General features: G+C 70.1%; 13 protein-coding genes. 7 read left to right on the top strand and 6 right to left on the bottom strand.

All coding sequences use genetic code 11. The features are described from left to right. Positions 1 to 172 precede the first annotated feature (172 nt). From IEY56_RS14435 to IEY56_RS14415, 5 genes are all read right to left on the bottom strand, one after another. Positions 173 to 1,069 carry a succinate dehydrogenase/fumarate reductase iron-sulfur subunit gene (locus IEY56_RS14435; protein WP_229711883.1) on the bottom strand — a complete coding sequence of 299 codons (897 nt, stop codon included), beginning with the start codon at positions 1,067 to 1,069 and terminating at the stop codon, positions 173 to 175. Then, entirely contained in the window at positions 1,069 to 3,048 is a 1,980-nt protein-coding gene (locus IEY56_RS14430; RefSeq protein ID WP_189037555.1) for a fumarate reductase/succinate dehydrogenase flavoprotein subunit, read from the bottom strand. Before IEY56_RS14430 ends, IEY56_RS14435 begins: the two co-directional genes overlap by 1 nt. Before the next feature lie 30 nt (positions 3,049 to 3,078). Continuing rightward, on the bottom strand, positions 3,079 to 3,954 hold the full coding sequence (gene sdhC / locus IEY56_RS14425) for a succinate dehydrogenase subunit SdhC (RefSeq protein ID WP_373292087.1): 876 nt from the start codon (positions 3,952 to 3,954) through the stop codon (positions 3,079 to 3,081). A gap of 116 nt (positions 3,955 to 4,070) precedes the next feature. Further along, positions 4,071 to 4,376, bottom strand: a complete 306-nt coding sequence (locus IEY56_RS14420) for an Rv0250c family protein (protein WP_189037553.1) — start codon at positions 4,374 to 4,376, stop codon at positions 4,071 to 4,073. Positions 4,377 to 4,658: 282 nt separating this feature from the next. Continuing rightward, entirely contained in the window at positions 4,659 to 5,603 is a 945-nt protein-coding gene (locus IEY56_RS14415) for a bifunctional helix-turn-helix transcriptional regulator/GNAT family N-acetyltransferase (protein ID WP_189037552.1), read from the bottom strand. A 286-nt stretch (positions 5,604 to 5,889) separates the two neighbouring features. Between IEY56_RS14415 and IEY56_RS14410 the strand changes: the two genes are divergently transcribed. The 7 genes from IEY56_RS14410 to IEY56_RS14380 all read left to right on the top strand — a co-directional run bounded on the left by IEY56_RS14410 (position 5,890) and on the right by IEY56_RS14380 (position 16,332). Beyond that, positions 5,890 to 8,142: an ABC transporter family substrate-binding protein gene (locus IEY56_RS14410; RefSeq protein WP_229711882.1), complete on the top strand. Its 2,253-nt coding sequence runs from the start codon at positions 5,890 to 5,892 to the stop codon at positions 8,140 to 8,142. A 186-nt stretch (positions 8,143 to 8,328) separates the two neighbouring features. Beyond that, positions 8,329 to 10,197 carry a translational GTPase TypA gene (typA, locus tag IEY56_RS14405; RefSeq protein WP_189037551.1) on the top strand — a complete coding sequence of 623 codons (1,869 nt, stop codon included), beginning with the start codon at positions 8,329 to 8,331 and terminating at the stop codon, positions 10,195 to 10,197. 281 nt (positions 10,198 to 10,478) lie between these two features. Further along, the gene (locus IEY56_RS14400) at positions 10,479 to 12,119 is read left to right on the top strand and encodes a peptide ABC transporter substrate-binding protein (protein ID WP_189037550.1); all 1,641 of its coding nucleotides are present in this window, start codon (positions 10,479 to 10,481) and stop codon (positions 12,117 to 12,119) included. A 14-nt stretch (positions 12,120 to 12,133) separates the two neighbouring features. Continuing rightward, positions 12,134 to 13,057, top strand: a complete 924-nt coding sequence (locus IEY56_RS14395) for an ABC transporter permease (RefSeq protein ID WP_189037549.1) — start codon at positions 12,134 to 12,136, stop codon at positions 13,055 to 13,057. A 95-nt stretch (positions 13,058 to 13,152) separates the two neighbouring features. Next, positions 13,153 to 14,181: an ABC transporter permease gene (locus IEY56_RS14390; protein ID WP_189037548.1), complete on the top strand. Its 1,029-nt coding sequence runs from the start codon at positions 13,153 to 13,155 to the stop codon at positions 14,179 to 14,181. Between the two features lie 11 nt (positions 14,182 to 14,192). Then, a complete protein-coding gene (locus IEY56_RS14385) occupies positions 14,193 to 15,221 on the top strand; it encodes an ABC transporter ATP-binding protein (RefSeq protein WP_229711881.1) in 1,029 nt (342 codons plus the stop codon). Continuing rightward, entirely contained in the window at positions 15,211 to 16,332 is a 1,122-nt protein-coding gene (locus IEY56_RS14380) for an ABC transporter ATP-binding protein (protein WP_189037547.1), read from the top strand. Before IEY56_RS14385 ends, IEY56_RS14380 begins: the two co-directional genes overlap by 11 nt. On the opposite strand, the gene IEY56_RS14375 is transcribed toward IEY56_RS14380, so the two are convergent. After that, positions 16,296 to 17,285 carry a hypothetical protein gene (locus IEY56_RS14375; RefSeq protein WP_189037546.1) on the bottom strand — a complete coding sequence of 330 codons (990 nt, stop codon included), beginning with the start codon at positions 17,283 to 17,285 and terminating at the stop codon, positions 16,296 to 16,298. The genes IEY56_RS14380 and IEY56_RS14375 overlap by 37 nt on opposite strands. Positions 17,286 to 17,683: the final 398 nt, after the last annotated feature.

Raw genomic sequence — 17,683 nt, 5'->3', positions numbered from 1 at the left:
CGCGGTGCGGAGGTGGCGCTGAACACAGGCGAGCACACGTGAAACACACGAAGGGAGCCGCCGCGGAAAGCCGCTGCCCGCGGCAGTGGTTCCGCGACAGCTCCCGTCACGTGCTGTCACATCGTGTCACGATCCCGCGTCCCCGGCCTCACGAGCGAGGCCGGGGACGAGCTCAGGAACGGCGGCGGATCTTGTTCCCGAGCCAGACGATCGGGTCGTACTTGCGGTCCGCTGCCCGTTCCTTGAGCGGGATGAGCGCGTTGTCGGTGATCTTGATGTGCTCCGGGCAGACGTCGGTGCAGCACTTCGTGATGTTGCAGTAGCCCAGCCCGTGCTCGTCCTGGGCCGTCGTCTTGCGGTCCAGGCCCGTCTCCTCGGCGGCGTCCAGCGGATGCATGTCCAGCTCCGCCACGCGCATGAGGAAACGCGGGCCGGCGAACGCCTGCTTGTTCTCCTCGTGGTCGCGCACCACGTGGCACGTGTCCTGGCACAGGAAGCACTCGATGCACTTGCGGAACTCCTGCGGGCGCTCCACGTCCTCCTGCTGCATGCGGTACTCGCCCGGCCCCAGGTCCTGCGGCGGGACGAACGCCGGCACCTCGCGGGCCTTGGCGTAGTTGTACGACACGTCCGTCACCAGGTCCCGCACGATGGGGAAGGCGCGCAGCGGGGTGATCGTGACGGTCTCCGTGCGCTCGAAGACCGACATCCGCGTCATGCACAGCAGACGCGGGCGTCCGTTGATCTCCGCGCTGCACGAGCCGCACTTGCCCGCCTTGCAGTTCCAGCGGACGGCGAGGTCGGGTGCCTGGGTCGCCTGCAGCCGGTGGACGATGTCGAGCACGACCTCGCCCTCGTGGACCTCCACCTCGAAGTCCGTCAGGCCGCCGCCGTCGATGTCGCCCCGCCAGACCCGGAAGTGCGCGGTGTAGCTGGTGCTCGTCGCGTCCGGTGCGCCGCCGGCGACCGCACCCGGTGTGCCGGTTCCCGGAGCGGTGCCGGCTGCGTCCTCCGCGGCGGGGCGGGTGTGTGTGCCCGCGCCCTCGCCCGCATGCGTCTCCGCGCTCATCAGGTAGTCAGCTCCTCGTCCGTCAGGTACTTGATCAGCTCCTCCTTCTCGAAGAGCTCCAGCAGATCCGCGCGGATCGGCGGCATGTCGCGGCGGTGCAGGTCGATGCGGCCGCGTTCGGCGCGCTCCGCGGCCTCGCCGGGCTCCGTCGAGGCGTCGAGGGAGACCGGCTCGTCGGCGAGGGTGCACACGAGGTTCGAGCGCCGCCACTGGCGGTCCATCGCGGGGTAGTCGTCACGGGTGTGACCGCCGCGCGACTCGGTCCGCGTCAGCGCCGCCCGCGCCACGCACTCGCTGACCAGCAGCATGTTGCGCAGGTCGATCGCCAGGTGCCAGCCCGGGTTGAACTGGCGGTGCCCCTCGACTCCCGCGTACGTCGCCCGTACGCGCAGCTCCGCGAGCCGCTCCAGCGCCTGGGCCATCTCCTCCTCGCGGCGGATGATGCCGACGAGGTCGTTCATGGACTGCTGCAGGTGCTGGTGGAGGGTGTACGGGTTCTCCGCCGGCGCGCCGTCGGGGACCTCCGCGGCGCTGAACGGGCGCAGGGCCTCGGACGCGGCGCTCTCGATCTGCTCCTCGCTGACGGCGGGCCGCGCGTCCTTCAGGCCCGCCGCGTACTGTGCGGCGTGCAGGCCCGCGCGGCGACCGAAGACCAGCAGGTCGGAGAGCGAGTTGCCGCCGAGCCTGTTCGACCCGTGCATGCCGCCCGCGACCTCGCCCGCGGCGTAGAGCCCGGTGACGCCGACCGCGGCCGCCGTGTCGGGGTCGACCTCGACGCCGCCCATCACGTAGTGGCAGGTGGGGCCGACCTCCATGGGTTCCGCCGTGATGTCCACGTCCGCCAGCTCCTTGAACTGGTGGTGCATGGACGGGAGGCGGCGGCGGATCACGTCGGCGGGCATGCGCGTCGAGACGTCCAGGAAGACGCCGCCGTGCGGGGAGCCGCGGCCCGCCTTGACCTCGGAGTTGATCGCGCGGGCGACCTCGTCCCTGGGCAGCAGTTCGGGCGGGCGCCGGTGGTTGGCCGGGTCCTCGTACCAGCCGTCGGCCTCGCTCTCCGACTGCGCGTACTTCTCTTTGAAGACGTCGGGGATGTAGTCGAACATGAAGCGCTTGCCGTCGGAGTTGCGGAGGACGCCTCCGTCACCCCGCACGGACTCGGTGACGAGGATGCCCTTCACCGAGGGAGGCCAGACCATCCCCGTGGGGTGGAACTGCACGAACTCCATGTTGATCAGCGAGGCGCCGGCCAGCAGGGCCAGTGCGTGCCCGTCGCCCGTGTACTCCCAGGAGTTGGAGGTGACCTTGAACGACTTGCCGATGCCGCCGGTCGCCAGCACCACGGCAGGCGCCTCGACGACGAAGAAGCGGCCCGACTCGCGCTCGTAGCAGAAGACGCCGGAGACCCGCTCTTCCCCTGGGGCGCCGCCCTCGGCCGGCGACTTGAGGATGCGGGTGACGGTGCACTCCTGGAAGACCTTCAGGCGGGCCTCGTAGTCCCCGAACTCCTTGTAGTCCTCCTGCTGGAGCGCGACGGTCTTCTGCTGGAGCGTGCGGATCAGCTCCAGGCCCGTGCGGTCGCCGACGTGGGCGAGACGGGGGTACTCGTGGCCTCCGAAGTTGCGCTGGGAGATCCGGCCGTCCTTCGTCCGGTCGAACAGCGCTCCCCAGGTCTCCAGCTCCCAGACCCGGTCCGGGGCCTCCTTGGCGTGCAGTTCCGCCATCCGCCAGTGGTTGAGGAACTTGCCGCCGCGCATCGTGTCCCGGAAGTGGACCTTCCAGTTGTCGCTCTCGTTGGCGTTCCCCATGCTGGCGGCGATGCCGCCCTCGGCCATCACCGTGTGCGCCTTGCCGAACAAGGACTTGCAGATCACGGCCGTACGCAGACCCTGCTCACGTGCTTCGATCGCGGCCCGCAGTCCCGCACCGCCTGCGCCGACGATGACGACATCCCACTGCTGGCGTTCGACTTGCGTCATTTGTGGAGCATCCCTCTCAGAGAAGCGTGGTCAGAAGAGCTGCAGATCGGTGATGGCACCGGTCGCCAGCAGGTAGACGTACAGATCGGCAAGTCCCACGCTCAGCAGTGACGCCCACGCCAGCTGCATGTGCCGGGCGTTGAGCCGTCCGACCACGCTCCACATGCGGTAACGCACGGGGTGCTTCGAGAAGTGCTTCAGCCGCCCGCCGACGATGTGCCGGCACGAGTGGCACGAGATGGTGTACGCCCAGATCAGCACGATGTTGACGAGGAACACCACCGTGCCCAGGCCCATGTGGCCCCACTCGTAGTCCGCGTTGCGGAACCCGAGGACGGTGTCCCACGTCAGGATGACCGCGACGAGGACTGCGGCGTAGAAGAAGTAGCGGTGGAGGTTCTGCAGGATGAGGGGGAAGCGCGTCTCACCGGAGTAGCTCTTGTGCGGCTCGGCCACCGCGCACGCCGGGGGAGAGGCCCAGAACGAGCGGTAGTAGGCCTTGCGGTAGTAGTAGCAGGTGAGCCGGAAGCCCAGCGGGAAGATCAGGATGATCAGCGCGGGCGACAGCGGCCACCACTCCCCGAAGAGGGCCCAGTTGGGCCCGCCCTGCATCTGCTCGCAGCTCTCCGCGAGGCAGGGGGAGTAGAAGGGTGAGACGTACGGCGCGTGGTAGTAGTCGGCGTTCGCGAACGCCCGCCACGTCGAGTAGACGATGAAGGCGAAGAGGCCGAACGCGGTTCCCGCGGGGGCGAGCCACCACCTGTCGGTACGCAGGTGGCGTTCGGCGATCGCGGCACGCGTGCCGGTGCGCACGCCTCCGGTGCCGGTCGCACCGGGTGAGGTGCTCGCAGGCTCAGAGCTGCCCGCGCTGCTCGTATTCGGTTGGGGTTGGGTGCCAGTGGCCAACGGTTTCTCCGGTATGGGCGACTTGATAGCTGGTGCGGCGGCCACGGCCGACGTCCGGGGTCTCCGGCCTGCCTGCCCGGTGGTGGCCGGGCAGGGTCAGTGGGGCCGCGCGGGGCTCACGGCGCGTGCCGGTCCTTCGCACCCACCCCCTCGTCGTCGACGTCCGACCACAGAACGTGGTCGTACGGCTTGTCGGGGATCGTGACCATCTCGGGGCGGACCGTGCTCGCCGCCCCTGCGGCAGGTGAGGAAGCGCGCAGCAGTGCCAGGGACTCCCGCAGATGCTCGGCGTCGCTCCGGACGCGCCGGATCTCCAGCCCCGTGCCGACCTGGCGTTCCAGGCGGTCGACGGTTCGGGTGAGTTCGTCGAGGCAGCGCTGGGCCGCCGTCAGGTCGTCGGACAGTGACGATTGAGGTGACATGACGTGCCTACCTCCGCTGGTCGTGGCGGCTGGCCGGTGTTCAGGAGCGGCTTGCGTGTCAAGGTGCGATGGCGAGTGTCGCGCGTCACTCTCCCCGTTGTGAAGGGCGCTGCACGGGTTTACCTCGTCCGGGGCACGATCACGGATTCCCGTCACCCGCCCGGCGTACGGAGATGTGGTGCCGGCGACGGCCGCGGGCACCGTCGAGTTCCGGCAACTACGGGCCGCCGGACCGCAGTTGGAACGTCGGAAGAGCTGAGAAGAAGACCGCGGCGGGCGGGCTCAGAGCCGCAGGCGCCAGTCCTGCCCCACGAGGTCGTGGCCGAAGCTGCGGTGCGGCTCCTCCTTGACGAGTTCGAACCCCGCGCGCTGGTAGATGCGGCGGGCGGCGGCGAGCACGTCGTTCGTCCACAGCACGAGCTCGCGGTATCCCGCCCTTCGTGCGAATCCGACGCACTCGTCGACGAGGCGGTCCCCGAGGCGGTGCCCGCGGGCCCCCGGGTCGACGAGCAGCAGCCGGAGGCGTGCCGTGCCCGGCGCCTCGTCCGCGACGCACATGACGCAGCCCGCCCTGCGCCCGTCCAGCTCCGCGATCCAGGCGGCCTCCCGCTGCGGATCGTGCCCCTCCGCGAAGTCGGCGACGATCCGGGCGACGAGCGCCTCGTAGGTGCCGTCCCAGGAGAACTCGTCGGCGTAGACGGCGGCGTTGCGTTCGACGATCCAGCCCAGGTCGCCCGGGCGGGGCGCCCGCACGCTCGTCCTCGGGCGCCCGCTCCCGGCGCTCGTGCGCCCGGCGCCGCGCCCGTCGAGTACGGCGCGGGCGGTGCGCAGCGCCTCCGTCAGTGTGTCCCGGTCGGGTTCGGGGACGCGGGCGAGCAGCGATTCCACTGCCCGCTGCGAGCGCACTTCCAGCTGCTCGGCGGCCTCCCGGCCCTGCGGCGTCGGACGGACGCTCAGCCGCCGCCCGTCCCGCGTGGAGGGTTCGCGCCGGACGAGGCCCTGCTTCTCGAACCGGCCGAGCATGCGGCTGAGCTGGCCGGCGTCCACGGAGAGCGCGGCCCGCAGGTCCGCCGCGTCCGTCTGCGAGCAGTGCACCAGCTCGTACAGCACGCGCGCCTCGGTGAGGGTGTACGGGGTGTGCAGGTGGCGGCTGTAGTCGAGTGCGCCGATGAGGTTCGTGTAGAAGCGGTTGAACGCCCGCATCTCCCGGGCTGCTTCCTTCGGCATCGTCCATCCCCCAGTCTTTGACTCAGTCAAAGGTATCCCGGTGTCCGGCCGTACGTCCCGCCCTCGCCACGAGCGCGCGGAGACCGGAGCGAAACGCTCTGAGCGCGGGGGCTTCCTGCTCCGCACGGGTGGCATGCCGTGGCACGCGGCCGAGTCTGCGAGCGAGGCCGAGCGGGCTCGCCTTCAGTGGTCGATAGATGTGATGAAACGCCTATGCCGCCGAACGTGTCCGCGCAGGCAGGGCGTGTACGGACAGCCCGTCCGCGGTCAGCCTCGGAGGTCAGCCATGAAAGCCGTGCCAGCCCTCGACACAGCCACCCGGCGATCCCTCGCCATCCTCATGGCCGGCGCGCTGCTCCCGCTGGCCGCGTGCACGTCCGGAGAGGACGGCCCGTCGTCGGAGGGCGGCGGGAGCGGTGCCTCCAGGGACGTCCCGCACCTGGACCGCGAGCAGGTCGCCTCCGGGGGGACGCTGCGCTGGGCCGTCGACACGCTGCCCCCGACGCTCAACGCGTTCCAGCCCTCCGCCGACGCCAGCACGGAACGCGTCACGGGAGCCGTGCTGCCCTCCCTCTTCACGCTCGACCCGGCGGCGCGCCCCCAGCTCAACACCGACTTCCTGCAGGCGGCCGACGTCACGGAGAAGGAACCCCGGCAGACGGTCGTCTACAAGCTGAACCCCGAGGCGCGGTGGAGCAGCGGACGCCGGATCGGCGTGGCCGACTTCAAGGCGCAGTGGAAGGCCCTGGGCGGCGAGAAGAACTCCTTCGGTGCGGCCCGCAACGCGGGATACGACCGGATCAAGCAGGTGACCAGGGGGAAGGACGCCCACGAGGTGAAGGTCGTCTTCCGCAAGCCCTACGCCGACTGGAAGTCGCTCTTCACGCCGCTCTACCCGAAGTCGGTGATGGGGAGCGCCAAGGGTTTCAAGCGGGGCGCCCGGTCCTCGCTGCCCGTGTCGGCGGGGCCGTTCAAGGTCAAACGGATCAGCAGGAACGACACCTCCGTCACGCTCGTGCGCAACGGCAAGTGGTGGGGCGACACCGCCAAGCTGAAGCGGATCGTGCTGCGCGTCGTGCCGCGCGACGAGCGGAAGTCCGCGCTGGCACGCGGAAAGCTGGACCTCGCCGAGATCGACGTCTCGACGCTCCGCCGCATCGTCTCCGCCCACAAGGGCCAGGCCGGCGGAGAGGACGCGAAGAGCGAGTCCAAGCGCGACGGCGAGCGCGGCGACGGCAAGCACGCGGCCTCGTCCAAGAAAGAGGCGCGCAAGCGCGCGGCCCAGGACCGGTACCTGCGCCACATCGCGGTACGCCACGCCTTCGAGCCCGCCTACACCCAGCTCGCCCTCAACGGGGCCGAGGGCCCGCTCGCGGACGAGCGGGTGCGGCGTGCCGTCGCCCGCGCCATCGACCGCGAAGCCCTCGCGGAGAAGGCGCTTCGCGGGACCGGGCTGCCGGTCAAGGCGCTCGGCAGCCACCTGCGGATGATCGACCAGGACGGATACGCCGACAACAGCGACGCCCTCGGCGACCAGGATGTGGAGTCGGCGCAGTCGCTGCTCGCCGAGGCCGGCTGGGAGGACGGCTCAACGGGGTCGCGTCCCACGGCGGACGCGGACGCGAAGAAGGCCGACGACGGCAAGCGGGACGAGGACAAGGGCGGGGGCGAGAAGGCCGGCCGCGACGACGGTGAGGACAAGGACAGCCAGGACGACGCCGGCGGCGGCCCGCAGAACCGTGCCGCGGGCGCGCCCGGGCTCGCGCCCGTCACCGCCGCCGTGGCTGCCCGCCTCGCCGGGCAGCCCCTCAATCTCTCGTCCGTCACGGCCGGGCAGCGGGCCTCCGTGCTGACGCAGGCGGCGCGCGTCAAGCTGCGCAGCGCGAAGGAGAGCGGCTCGGAGCGCGGGATCCGCAAGGCGCGTGCCGCGCTGAAAGACGCCACGCGGGCGCGTGCGAACGCGGACGAGCTGCGGCTGCTGTCCGACGGCGGCGCGAAGACGCAGCGCACCAAGGAGGGCAAGCCGCTCACGCTGCGCTTCGTCCTCCCGGCGGGCCCCGGCTCGGAGTCCATCAGGGCCACCGGGGCGCGCATCGCCCGCGAACTGACCCGCATCGGCATCCGCACGCAGATGAAGAAGGTCGCCGACGAGGACTACTTCGCCAACCACATCGCGGAGGGCGACTACGACCTGGCGCTCTACTCGTGGCCAGGGACCGCCTACCCCGCCACGGACGCGCGTCCCATCTACGCCAAGCCCGCGGCGGCGGCCGACGGCTCGCTGCTCGTGGAGCAGAACTACACGCGAGTAGGGACGAACCAGATCGACCAGCTCTTCGACCAGGCGTCGAAGGAGCTGGACGACGGCGCCCGCAACGACCTCATCAAGCGTGCCGACGCCCGGATCTGGGCCGCGGCGGGCTCCGTGCCCCTGTACCAGCGCCCGCAGCTCGTCGCCGCCCGGGAGAAGATCGCGAACGCGGGCGCCTTCGGATTCGAGACGCCGCGGTACCAGGACATCGGCTACGAGAAGCAGTAGCGCGCTCCGGCCTCCGGGGGCCCTGGCGAGGCGCCCCCGGAGACCGCGGCGAGGCCTGAAATAGGCCGAACGTGGGTCGGCCCTTACGATGGACGGCGGAGCCGCGGCGAGATCTGCCCGGCAGGGCGCGTGAGAGGCACCTACGCACCGCGCCCCACCCACGATCCGGGAGAAGCGCAGCCAGCCATGCCCACGCGCCATGACATCCGCAACGTCGCCATCGTCGCCCACGTCGACCACGGGAAGACCACCCTCGTCGACGCCATGCTCAAGCAGGCCGGTACGTTCGCCGCGCACCAGCTCGAATCCGTCGACGACCGCATGATGGACTCGAACGACCTCGAGCGCGAGAAGGGCATCACCATTCTCGCGAAGAACACCGCGGTCAAGTACCACCCCAAGGGCGGCGACTCGGTCGTCATCAACATCATCGACACCCCCGGCCACGCCGACTTCGGCGGCGAGGTCGAGCGCGGACTGTCGATGGTGGACGCCGTCGTGCTGCTGGTGGACGCCTCGGAGGGCCCGCTCCCGCAGACCCGGTTCGTGCTCCGCAAGGCGCTCGAGGCGCGGCTCCCGGTGATCCTCTGCATCAACAAGACGGACCGCTCGGACGCCCGTATCGCCGCCGTCGTGGACGACACCTACGACCTCTTCCTCGACCTCGACGCGGACGAGGAGCAGATCGAGTTCCCGATCGTCTACGCGTGTGCACGCGACGGCGTCGCCTCGCTGACGCAGCCCGAGGACGGCACCGTCCCGGCCGACAGCGACAGCCTGGAGCCCTTCTTCACCACGCTGCTGGAGACGGTCCCCGCGCCCACGTACGAGCAGGACGCCCCGCTCCAGGCGCACGTCACCAACCTCGACGCCGACAACTTCCTCGGCCGCATCGCGCTGCTGCGCGTGAAGAACGGCACGCTGAAGAAGGGCCAGACCGTCAGCTGGCTCAAGCGCGACGGCAGCGAGCAGAACGTCCGCATCACCGAACTGATGATGACGGACGCGCTGACCCGCAAGCCCGCCGAGGAGGCCGGGCCGGGCGACATCTGCGCCGTCGCCGGCATCCCCGACATCATGATCGGGGAGACGCTGGCCGATCCGGAGAACCCCGTCGCGCTGCCGCTCATCACCGTCGACGAGCCGGCGATCTCCATGACGATCGGCACCAACAACTCGCCGCTCGTCGGCAAGGGCGGCAAGGGCCACAAGGTGACCGCCCGCCTCGTGAAGGACCGCCTGGAGCGCGAGCTGATCGGCAACGTCTCGCTGCGCGTCCTGCCGACGGAGCGCCCCGACGCCTGGGAGGTGCAGGGCCGCGGTGAGCTGGCGCTCGCCATCCTCGTGGAGACCATGCGCCGGGAAGGCTTCGAGCTGACCGTCGGAAAGCCGGAGGTCGTCACGCGGGAGATCGACGGCAAGCTGCACGAGCCGGTCGAGCGGATGACGATCGACGCCCCCGAGGAGTACATGGGCGCCATCACCCAGCTGATGGCGACGCGCAAGGGGCGCATGGAGACGATGACGAACCACGGCTCGGGCTGGATCCGCATGGAGTGGATCGTTCCTGCCAGGGGCCTCATCGGGTTCCGTACGGAGTTCCTGACGGAGACCCGCGGCACCGGCATCGCGCACAGCATCTTCGAGGGCCACGAGCCGTGGTTCGGGGAGCTGCGCACGAGGCGGAGCGGGTCGCTCGTGGCGGACCGTCCGGGCTCGGCGACGCCGTTCGCCATGATGAACCTCCAGGAGCGCGGGACGATCTTCATCGAGCCGGGCACCGAGGTGTACGAGGGCATGATCGTCGGCGAGAACTCGCGCGCCGACGACATGGACGTGAACATCACCAAGGAGAAGAAGCTCACCAACATGCGCGCGGCCGCGGCCGACACCACGGAGAACCTCGTACCGCCGCGGAAGCTCTCGCTTGAGCAGTCGCTGGAGTTCTGCCGCGAGGACGAGTGCATCGAGGTCACCCCCGACACCGTGCGCATCCGCAAGGTCGAGCTCGACCAGAAGGCACGGTCCCGGGCGGCTGCCCGCGCCAAGCGCTGAACCGGTCGCCACCCGAGCGCTGAACCGGCCGTCCCGCCGCGGCACTCCGCCGGGAACGGCTCCCACGGCCCCTCGCTCCTCCGGATAACCCTCCCGGACGAACGGGGGGCCGCGGTTTGCGGGGGGCTTCGTCGTGTCCGGAGGCCCGAAATCCCGTGCCGCGCGGGGGGATTCCGGGCGGTGGTCACGCGTACGGCCCCCGGGCGACGCCGAGATGAAAGTGCGCAAAGGGTGTTAATTGGTCCGCAAGGCAAGATTCTGCGGTACCGAGGAGGCACCCCATGCGCGGAGCCACGCGTCTCACGTGGGCAGTCGGCTGTGCGACGGCGGTCACCCTGGCGGCTGCCGGGTGCGGCGGGGGAGGAGGTGGGGGCGCTGCCGCCGGATCGTCGGCCGGTGTCGTGCGTGCCTTCTGGACCGACCCGCAGAACCCGCTGGAGCCGTCCAACACCAACGAGGTCCAGGGCGGCAAGGTCCTGGAGATGACCTTCCGGGGGCTCAAGCGGTACAACCCGGACACCGGCAAGGCGGAAAACGCCGTGGCCGAGTCGGTCAAGACCGACGACCAGCAGAACTTCGACATCCGGCTGAAGAAGGGCTGGAAGTTCTCCGACGGATCGCCGGTGACGGCGAAATCCTTCGTCGACGCCTGGAACTACGGTGCGCTCGTCACCAACAAGCAGGTGAACTCGTACTTCTTCGAGTACATCGACGGCTACGACGACGTGCACCCCGAGGACGAGAACGCCAAGCCCAAGGCGCAGAAGATGTCCGGACTGAAGGTGACGGGAAAGCACTCCTTCAAGGTGAAGCTGAACCAGAAGTTCTCCCTCTGGCCGGACACCCTGGGATACGCGGCGTTCTCGCCGCTTCCGGAGAAATTCTTCACCGACCACGCCGCATGGCTGAAGAAGCCCATCGGCAACGGCCCGTACAAGATCGATTCGTACACCCAGGGCCAGTCGATGCGCCTTTCGGTGAACGAGAAGTACGCGGGTCCCGACAAGCCGAAGAACAAGGGCGTCGAGCTGAAGGTCTACACCGACCAGAACACCGGTTACACCGACCTCCAGGCAGGCAACCTCGACGTCTTCGACGAGCTTCCCGCAGGGCAGCTGAAGAACGCGGAAAGAGACCTCGACGGCCGCTACATCAACCAGCCCGCGGGACTTCTGCAGACCCTCTCCTTCCCCCTCTACAAGAAGGAGTGGCAGACGGAGAAGGCCAAGCAGGTGCGGCGCGGACTGTCGATGGCGATCAACCGTGACGAGGTGGCGCGGAAGATCTACCACGGCACCCGCAAGCCGGCCTCGGAACTGACCTCTCCCGTCATCAAGAAGTCCGGCGGGTACAAGCCCGGAATGTGCGGGAAGACCTGCACGTACGACCCGAAGAAGGCGAAGAAGCTGATCGAGGAAGCGGGCGGCCTGCCGGGCGGGAAGATCAGCATCACCTCGAACGTCGACACCGGCTCGCACCGGCAGTGGATGGACGCCGTGTGCAACAGCATCAACAACGTCCTCGACAAGAGTGACGCGTGCAGCGTCAATCCCGTCCCGACGTTCGGGGAATTCCGAAAGGACATCGCGGACAAGAAGCTGAAGAGCCTCTTCCGCACCGGCTGGCAGATGGACTACCCGCTCATCCAGAACTTCCTGCAGCCGCTGTACTACACCGGCGCCTCGTCCAACGACACCGGATACTCCGACAAGCGCGTCGACAGCCTCATCGACCAGGCCAACGAATCCGGCGAGCAGGAGGCGGTGAAGAAGTTCCAGGAGGCCGAGCAGATCGTGCTGGAGGACCTCCCCGCCATTCCCCTCTGGTACCAGGACGGGAACGCCGGCTACTCGGACAGAGTGAGCGACGTGCGGCTGAATCCGTTCTCCGTGCCCGTGTTCACCGACATCAGAGTCAAGTGAGGGCGTGAACGGCGGTGGGGCGCTACGTCGTCAGGCGACTGCTCCAGATGGTCCCGGTGTTCGCCGGGACCACCTTCCTCATCTTCGTGATGGTGTACGCGGTCGGCGACCCGGTCAACGCGATGTTCGGCGAGCGGGCGCCCGACCCGGCCACGGCCGCCCAGTTGCGCGCCGAATTCAACCTCGACAAGCCGGTGTGGCAGCAGTACCTGCTCTACATGGCGGACATCTTCACAGGTGACTTCGGAAACGCGTTCAACGGACAGCCCGTCACCCAGCTGATGAGCACCGCGTTCCCGGTCACGCTGCGGCTCGCCCTCATCGCGATCGTCATCGAGATCATCTTCGGCATCGCCCTCGGCGTCGTCACGGGCCTGCGCCGCGGCAGGCCCGTCGACAGCTCCGTGCTGATGATGACGCTCATCGTGATCTCGGTCCCCACGTTCGTGACCGGCACGCTCGTGCAGTACGTGCTGGGGGTGAAGTGGGGATGGATCGCGCCGGCCGTCTCCCCCGCGGCGCCGGTCGGCGAACTGCTGCTGCCGGGTGTGGTCCTGGCCCTGCTGTCGCTGGCGTACGTGACGCGGCTGACCCGCGCGTCCATCAGCGAGAACTCCCGCGCGGACTACGTACGCACCGCGCTCGCCAAGGGGCTGCCCCGCTCGCGCGTGACGGTGCGGCACCTGCTGCGCAACTCGCTGATCCCCGTGGTGACCTTCCTCGGCACGGACGTCGGCAACCTCATGGCGGGCGCACTGGTCACGGAGCGGATCTTCAACATCCAGGGGGTCGGCTTCCAGCTCTGGCAGGGCATCGTGCGGCAGAACTCCCCGACGGTGGTCGGCTTCGTGACCATCCTCGTCATCGTCTTCCTGCTCGCGAACCTGATCGTCGACCTCCTCTACGCCGTGCTCGACCCGAGGATCCGCTATGCGTGAGCCCGAGCCCGCCGGCGCCGCCATGCGCCCGGGCAGCCCAGGCGCGGAGTCCGCGCCGCCCCGTACCGCCGAGACGTCGCCCGAGGGGGTGCCGCATGGTTGAACGCGCACCGGAGAGCCCGTCCGCCGCCGACGAGCCCCCCGCCGGGAGCCCGACGGCCGCGGCGGCGGGCGGCGGCGGGGGGACGGGCGCGGCCGCCGGCCTCGCCGCCCCCGGCGAGCAGGCACCCGGCCCGGCGGCCCCGCCCGGCACGGAGCCGGGGCCGAGCGGCCAGGCGCGCAGCCTCTGGTCGGACGCCTGGCACGACCTGCGCCGCAACCCGGTCTTCGTCGTCTCCGCGCTGCTGATCCTCTTCCTGGTCCTCATCTCGGTCTGGCCCGGGCTGATCGCGACCCGCAACCCGCTGTCCTGCCAGCTGAACAAGTCCCTCGACCCGGCCTCGCCGGGCCACTGGTTCGGCTACGACACCCAGGGCTGCGACGTCTACACCCGCGTCGTCTACGGCGCCCGCACGTCCGTGACCGTCGGCGTGTGCGCGACGCTGGGCGTGGCGGTCGCCGGCTCGGTGCTCGGCGGGCTCGCCGGCTTCTTCGGGGGCTGGTGGGACGCGCTCCTCTCGCGCGTGACGGACGTCTTCTTCGGCATCCCGATCATGCTGGGCGGGCTGGTCTTCCTCTCCATGACCGGGAGCCGCTCGGTGTGGACGGTCATCGCGTTCATCGTGCTGCTGGGGTGGCCGCAGATCGCGCGCATCGCCCGCGGCTCCGTCATCTCCGCGAAGCAGAACGACTACGTGCAGGCCGCTCGCGCGCTGGGGGCCGGCAACGCCAGGATGCTGGTCCGGCACATCCTCCCGAACGCCGTCGCCCCGGTGATCGTCACCGCGACGATCGCGCTGGGCACCTACATCGCCCTGGAGGCGACCCTCAGCTATCTCGGCGTCGGCCTGCAGCCCCCCACCGTCTCGTGGGGCGCCGACATCTCGGACGCCTCGCAGGGGATGCAGTTCCGGAACGCGCCGCACATCCTGCTCTATCCCGCGGCGGCGCTCAGCCTGACCGTCCTGGCGTTCATCATGCTCGGCGACGCGGTGCGCGACGCCCTCGACCCCAAGCTGCGCTGAGGGAGGCGTACGTGACACAGACCCAGACGCAGCCGGTGCCGCCTTCGCCGTCCGGGCCGGAACGGCTGCTGGAGGTACGGGACCTGCACGTGGAGTTCCGCACCCGTGAAGGTGTGGCGAAGGCCGTCAACGGCGTCAGTCTCGACGTCGCGGAAGGCGAGACGCTGGCGGTCCTCGGCGAGTCCGGCTCGGGCAAGTCCGTGACGGCGCAGGCGGTGATGGGGATCCTCGACACGCCGCCGGGGCGGGTCACAGGCGGCCGGATCCTCTTCGAGGGACGCGACCTCCTCGCGCTGCGGGAGGAGGAACGCCGCTCGGTGCGCGGGGCGCGCATGGCGATGATCTTCCAGGACGCGCTGTCGGCGCTCAATCCCGTCCTCAGCGTGGGCTACCAGCTCGGCGAGATGTTCCGCGTGCACCGCGGCAGTTCGCGCAAGGAGGCGAGGGAGCGGGCCGTCGAACTGATGGAACGGGTGCGGATCCCCGCCGCGCGGACGCGTGTCGACGACTACCCGCACCAGTTCAGCGGCGGCATGCGGCAGCGCATCATGATCGCCATGGCGCTTGCGCTGGAGCCCCGGCTCATCATCGCGGACGAGCCCACCACCGCCCTGGACGTCACCGTCCAGGCCCAGGTGATGGAGCTGCTGGCCGATCTGCAGCGTGAGTTCCGGATGGGCCTGATCCTCATCACCCACGACCTCGGTGTCGTCGCGGACGTGGCGGACGAGATCGTCGTGATGTACGCCGGACGCGTCGTGGAGTCCGCCCCCGTCCGCGAGCTCTACCGGGCGCCCGCGCACCCCTACACGAAGGGCCTCCTCGACTCGATCCCGCGCCTCGACCAGAAGGGGCAGCAACTCGACGCGGTGAAGGGGCTGCCGCCGAGCCTGCTGCGCATCCCGCCGGGGTGCGGCTTCCACCCGCGCTGCCCCGTGGCGCGTCCCCTCTGCCACGCGGACGAGCCGCCGCTGTACGAGGTGGGCCGGGGCAGGGCGAGTGCCTGCCACTTCTGGGAGGAGCTGCTCGATGCAGAGTGACAGCCTGGACGGGACGGCGCGGCCCCAGGACGGCGAGGGTCTGGGCGTACTGCCGGAGAAGGAGCCGCCGGCGCCGCACGCGCCGCGTGAGGCGATCCTCGAAGTCCGCGACCTGGTCCGGCACTTCCCGCTCACCCAGGGCGTCGTCGTCAAACGGCAGGTGGGCGCGGTGAAGGCCGTCGACGGCGTCTCGTTCGACCTGCGGCGCGGCGAGACGCTCGGCCTCGTGGGGGAGTCCGGCTGCGGGAAGTCGACTGTCGCGAAGCTCGTCACGAGCCTGGAGACCCCGACCGCCGGGAGCATCCTCTACAAGGGCGAGGACGTCACACGCCTGTCCGGGCGCGCCCTCAAGGCGGTACGCCGCAACATCCAGATGGTCTTCCAGGACCCCTACACGTCGCTCAACCCCCGTATGACGGTGGGCGACATCGTGGGCGAGCCCTTCGACATCCACCCCGAGGCGGCACCCCGCGGCGAGCGCCGCAGGCGGGTGCAGGAGCTGCTGGACGTCGTCGGCCTCAACCCCGAGTACGTGAACCGTTATCCGCACCAGTTCAGCGGCGGGCAGCGGCAGCGCATCGGCATCGCCCGGGGCCTGGCGCTGCGCCCGGAGGTCATCGTGGCGGACGAGCCGGTCTCCGCCCTGGACGTCTCCGTGCAGGCGCAGGTCGTGAACCTGATGGAGCGGCTGCAGGACGAGTTCGGCCTGTCCTACGTCTTCATCGCGCACGACCTCTCAGTGGTGCGGCACATCTCCGACCGCGTCGGCGTCATGTACCTCGGCAAGATCGTCGAGATCGGCACGGAGCGCGAGATCTACGAGCACCCCACGCACCCGTACACCCAGGCCCTGCTCTCGGCGGTGCCCGTACCGGACCCCTCGGCAGGGGAGCGGCGCACACGCATCGTGCTGGAGGGCGACGTGCCGTCCCCGGCGAACCCGCCGTCGGGCTGCCGGTTCCGCACGCGGTGCTGGAGGGCTGCGGACCGCTGCGCGCAGGAGGAGCCGGTGCTTCAGGTCCCCGCGGTCCTACGGCATGCCGAGGGGCCGGCGCACCATCCGTCGGCCTGCCACTACGCCGAGGAGAAGGAGCGGATCGTCCCCGGCTGAGGCGCGGTTCCCGGGGCCTCTTCGCCGCGGCCGGCGAGGGCGGCCAGCACGGCCAGCGAGACGAGGACCTCGAACAGGGACGTGGCCATCGACAGGCGGTCGCGCAGGCCGAGGGTTCCGATGCTCTCCAGCAGGCCCGCCTTGGCCGCGAACGACAGGCGGAACAGCCCGAGTCCGAGCAGCGGGGCGCAGACCGTCATGCCCAGCGGGCGGGCGAACGGCGAGCCCCGGTACGCGGCGGCCGCGCCGGCGGATGCCAGCAGCGCGAGCGACCATCCGTACCAGCTCTCGGGTACGGCGAGGAGCGTGACGAGCGTGCCGTCACCGGTGAAGTGCTCCCAGTACGGGCCCCAGCCCTGCTCCGCCCATGCGCGGATCTCCCAGGCGACGAGCACCGCGGCCACCGCGCCCAGCAGCACCGACGCGGCGAGGCCGCCCGCGGGCGTGGGACGCGCGGGCACGTCGTGGCGGCCGCCGGCGGAGGGCGGGCCGTCTCCGGCGCGGGCACCGGAGCGGCGGCCGGCGAACACGGTGACGATCAGCGCCACTCCGAGCACCAGCATGGCGATGTCGCTGATCAGGACCTGTGTGCGCAGCCCGTCCGAGACGCCGCCCTGCACCCAGCCGGCGTTCAGGTTCCACAGGGTGGGGACGCGCAGCAGGACCGTCAGCGCGCCCGCCGAGAGGAGGACGCCCGCGGTCGCCGAGGAGAGAAGGGCGGTGACTGCGCAGACGGTGTAAAGAACCAGCAGTGTCGGCTCCACGAACGAGCTGGTCCAGATACCGTCCTGGGCGCGGAAGAGCAGACCGGACCACATCCACCAGGCGTCGGTGACGTCTGCTGCCTTGCTGAAGTCGCGGACGATCCAGACGAGGTCGAGCCCGGCGAGCGCCGCCAGCAGTGCGGCGCCCGTTCTGTGCGCACCGGGTCTCAATGTCGCGAACCGACTCATGTGCCGCCCCCCGCGGTACGGACGTCCGTGCGCCGCACCGCTCTTCGGCCGCAACCGAGGCGGCGGATTCGGCACAGCATCGGACAAGCCTACTGCCGTTGGTCACGGCGACCGGGCCGGGGCGGCGCGGCTCCGGCCCGGTCTACGGCACCCGCACGGGCCGTACGAAGTTCAGGGTGGCGGGTTCGTATATCGGTGCGGCGTCAACTGAGTTGCGGCCGTGTTAAAGCGTTTCAGGAGCGCTTATGACCATATGTCTATTAGGTGCGGAGGCCGTCAAGCACGCGCTGACCTCAATCTGCAAAACCTTCGCTCACTATGCGCTCGGGGTCCACATGCTGCCGCCGGTACCCCTTGACTGAGCAGTTATTCACTTGCAAAGTCTCCTCAACCCATGG

It is taken from the genome of Streptomyces daqingensis (genome assembly GCF_014645895.1).
In the GTDB taxonomy this organism is placed as follows: domain Bacteria; phylum Actinomycetota; class Actinomycetes; order Streptomycetales; family Streptomycetaceae; genus Streptomyces; species Streptomyces daqingensis.
This window is presented reverse-complemented; position numbering and strand designations above follow the sequence as displayed.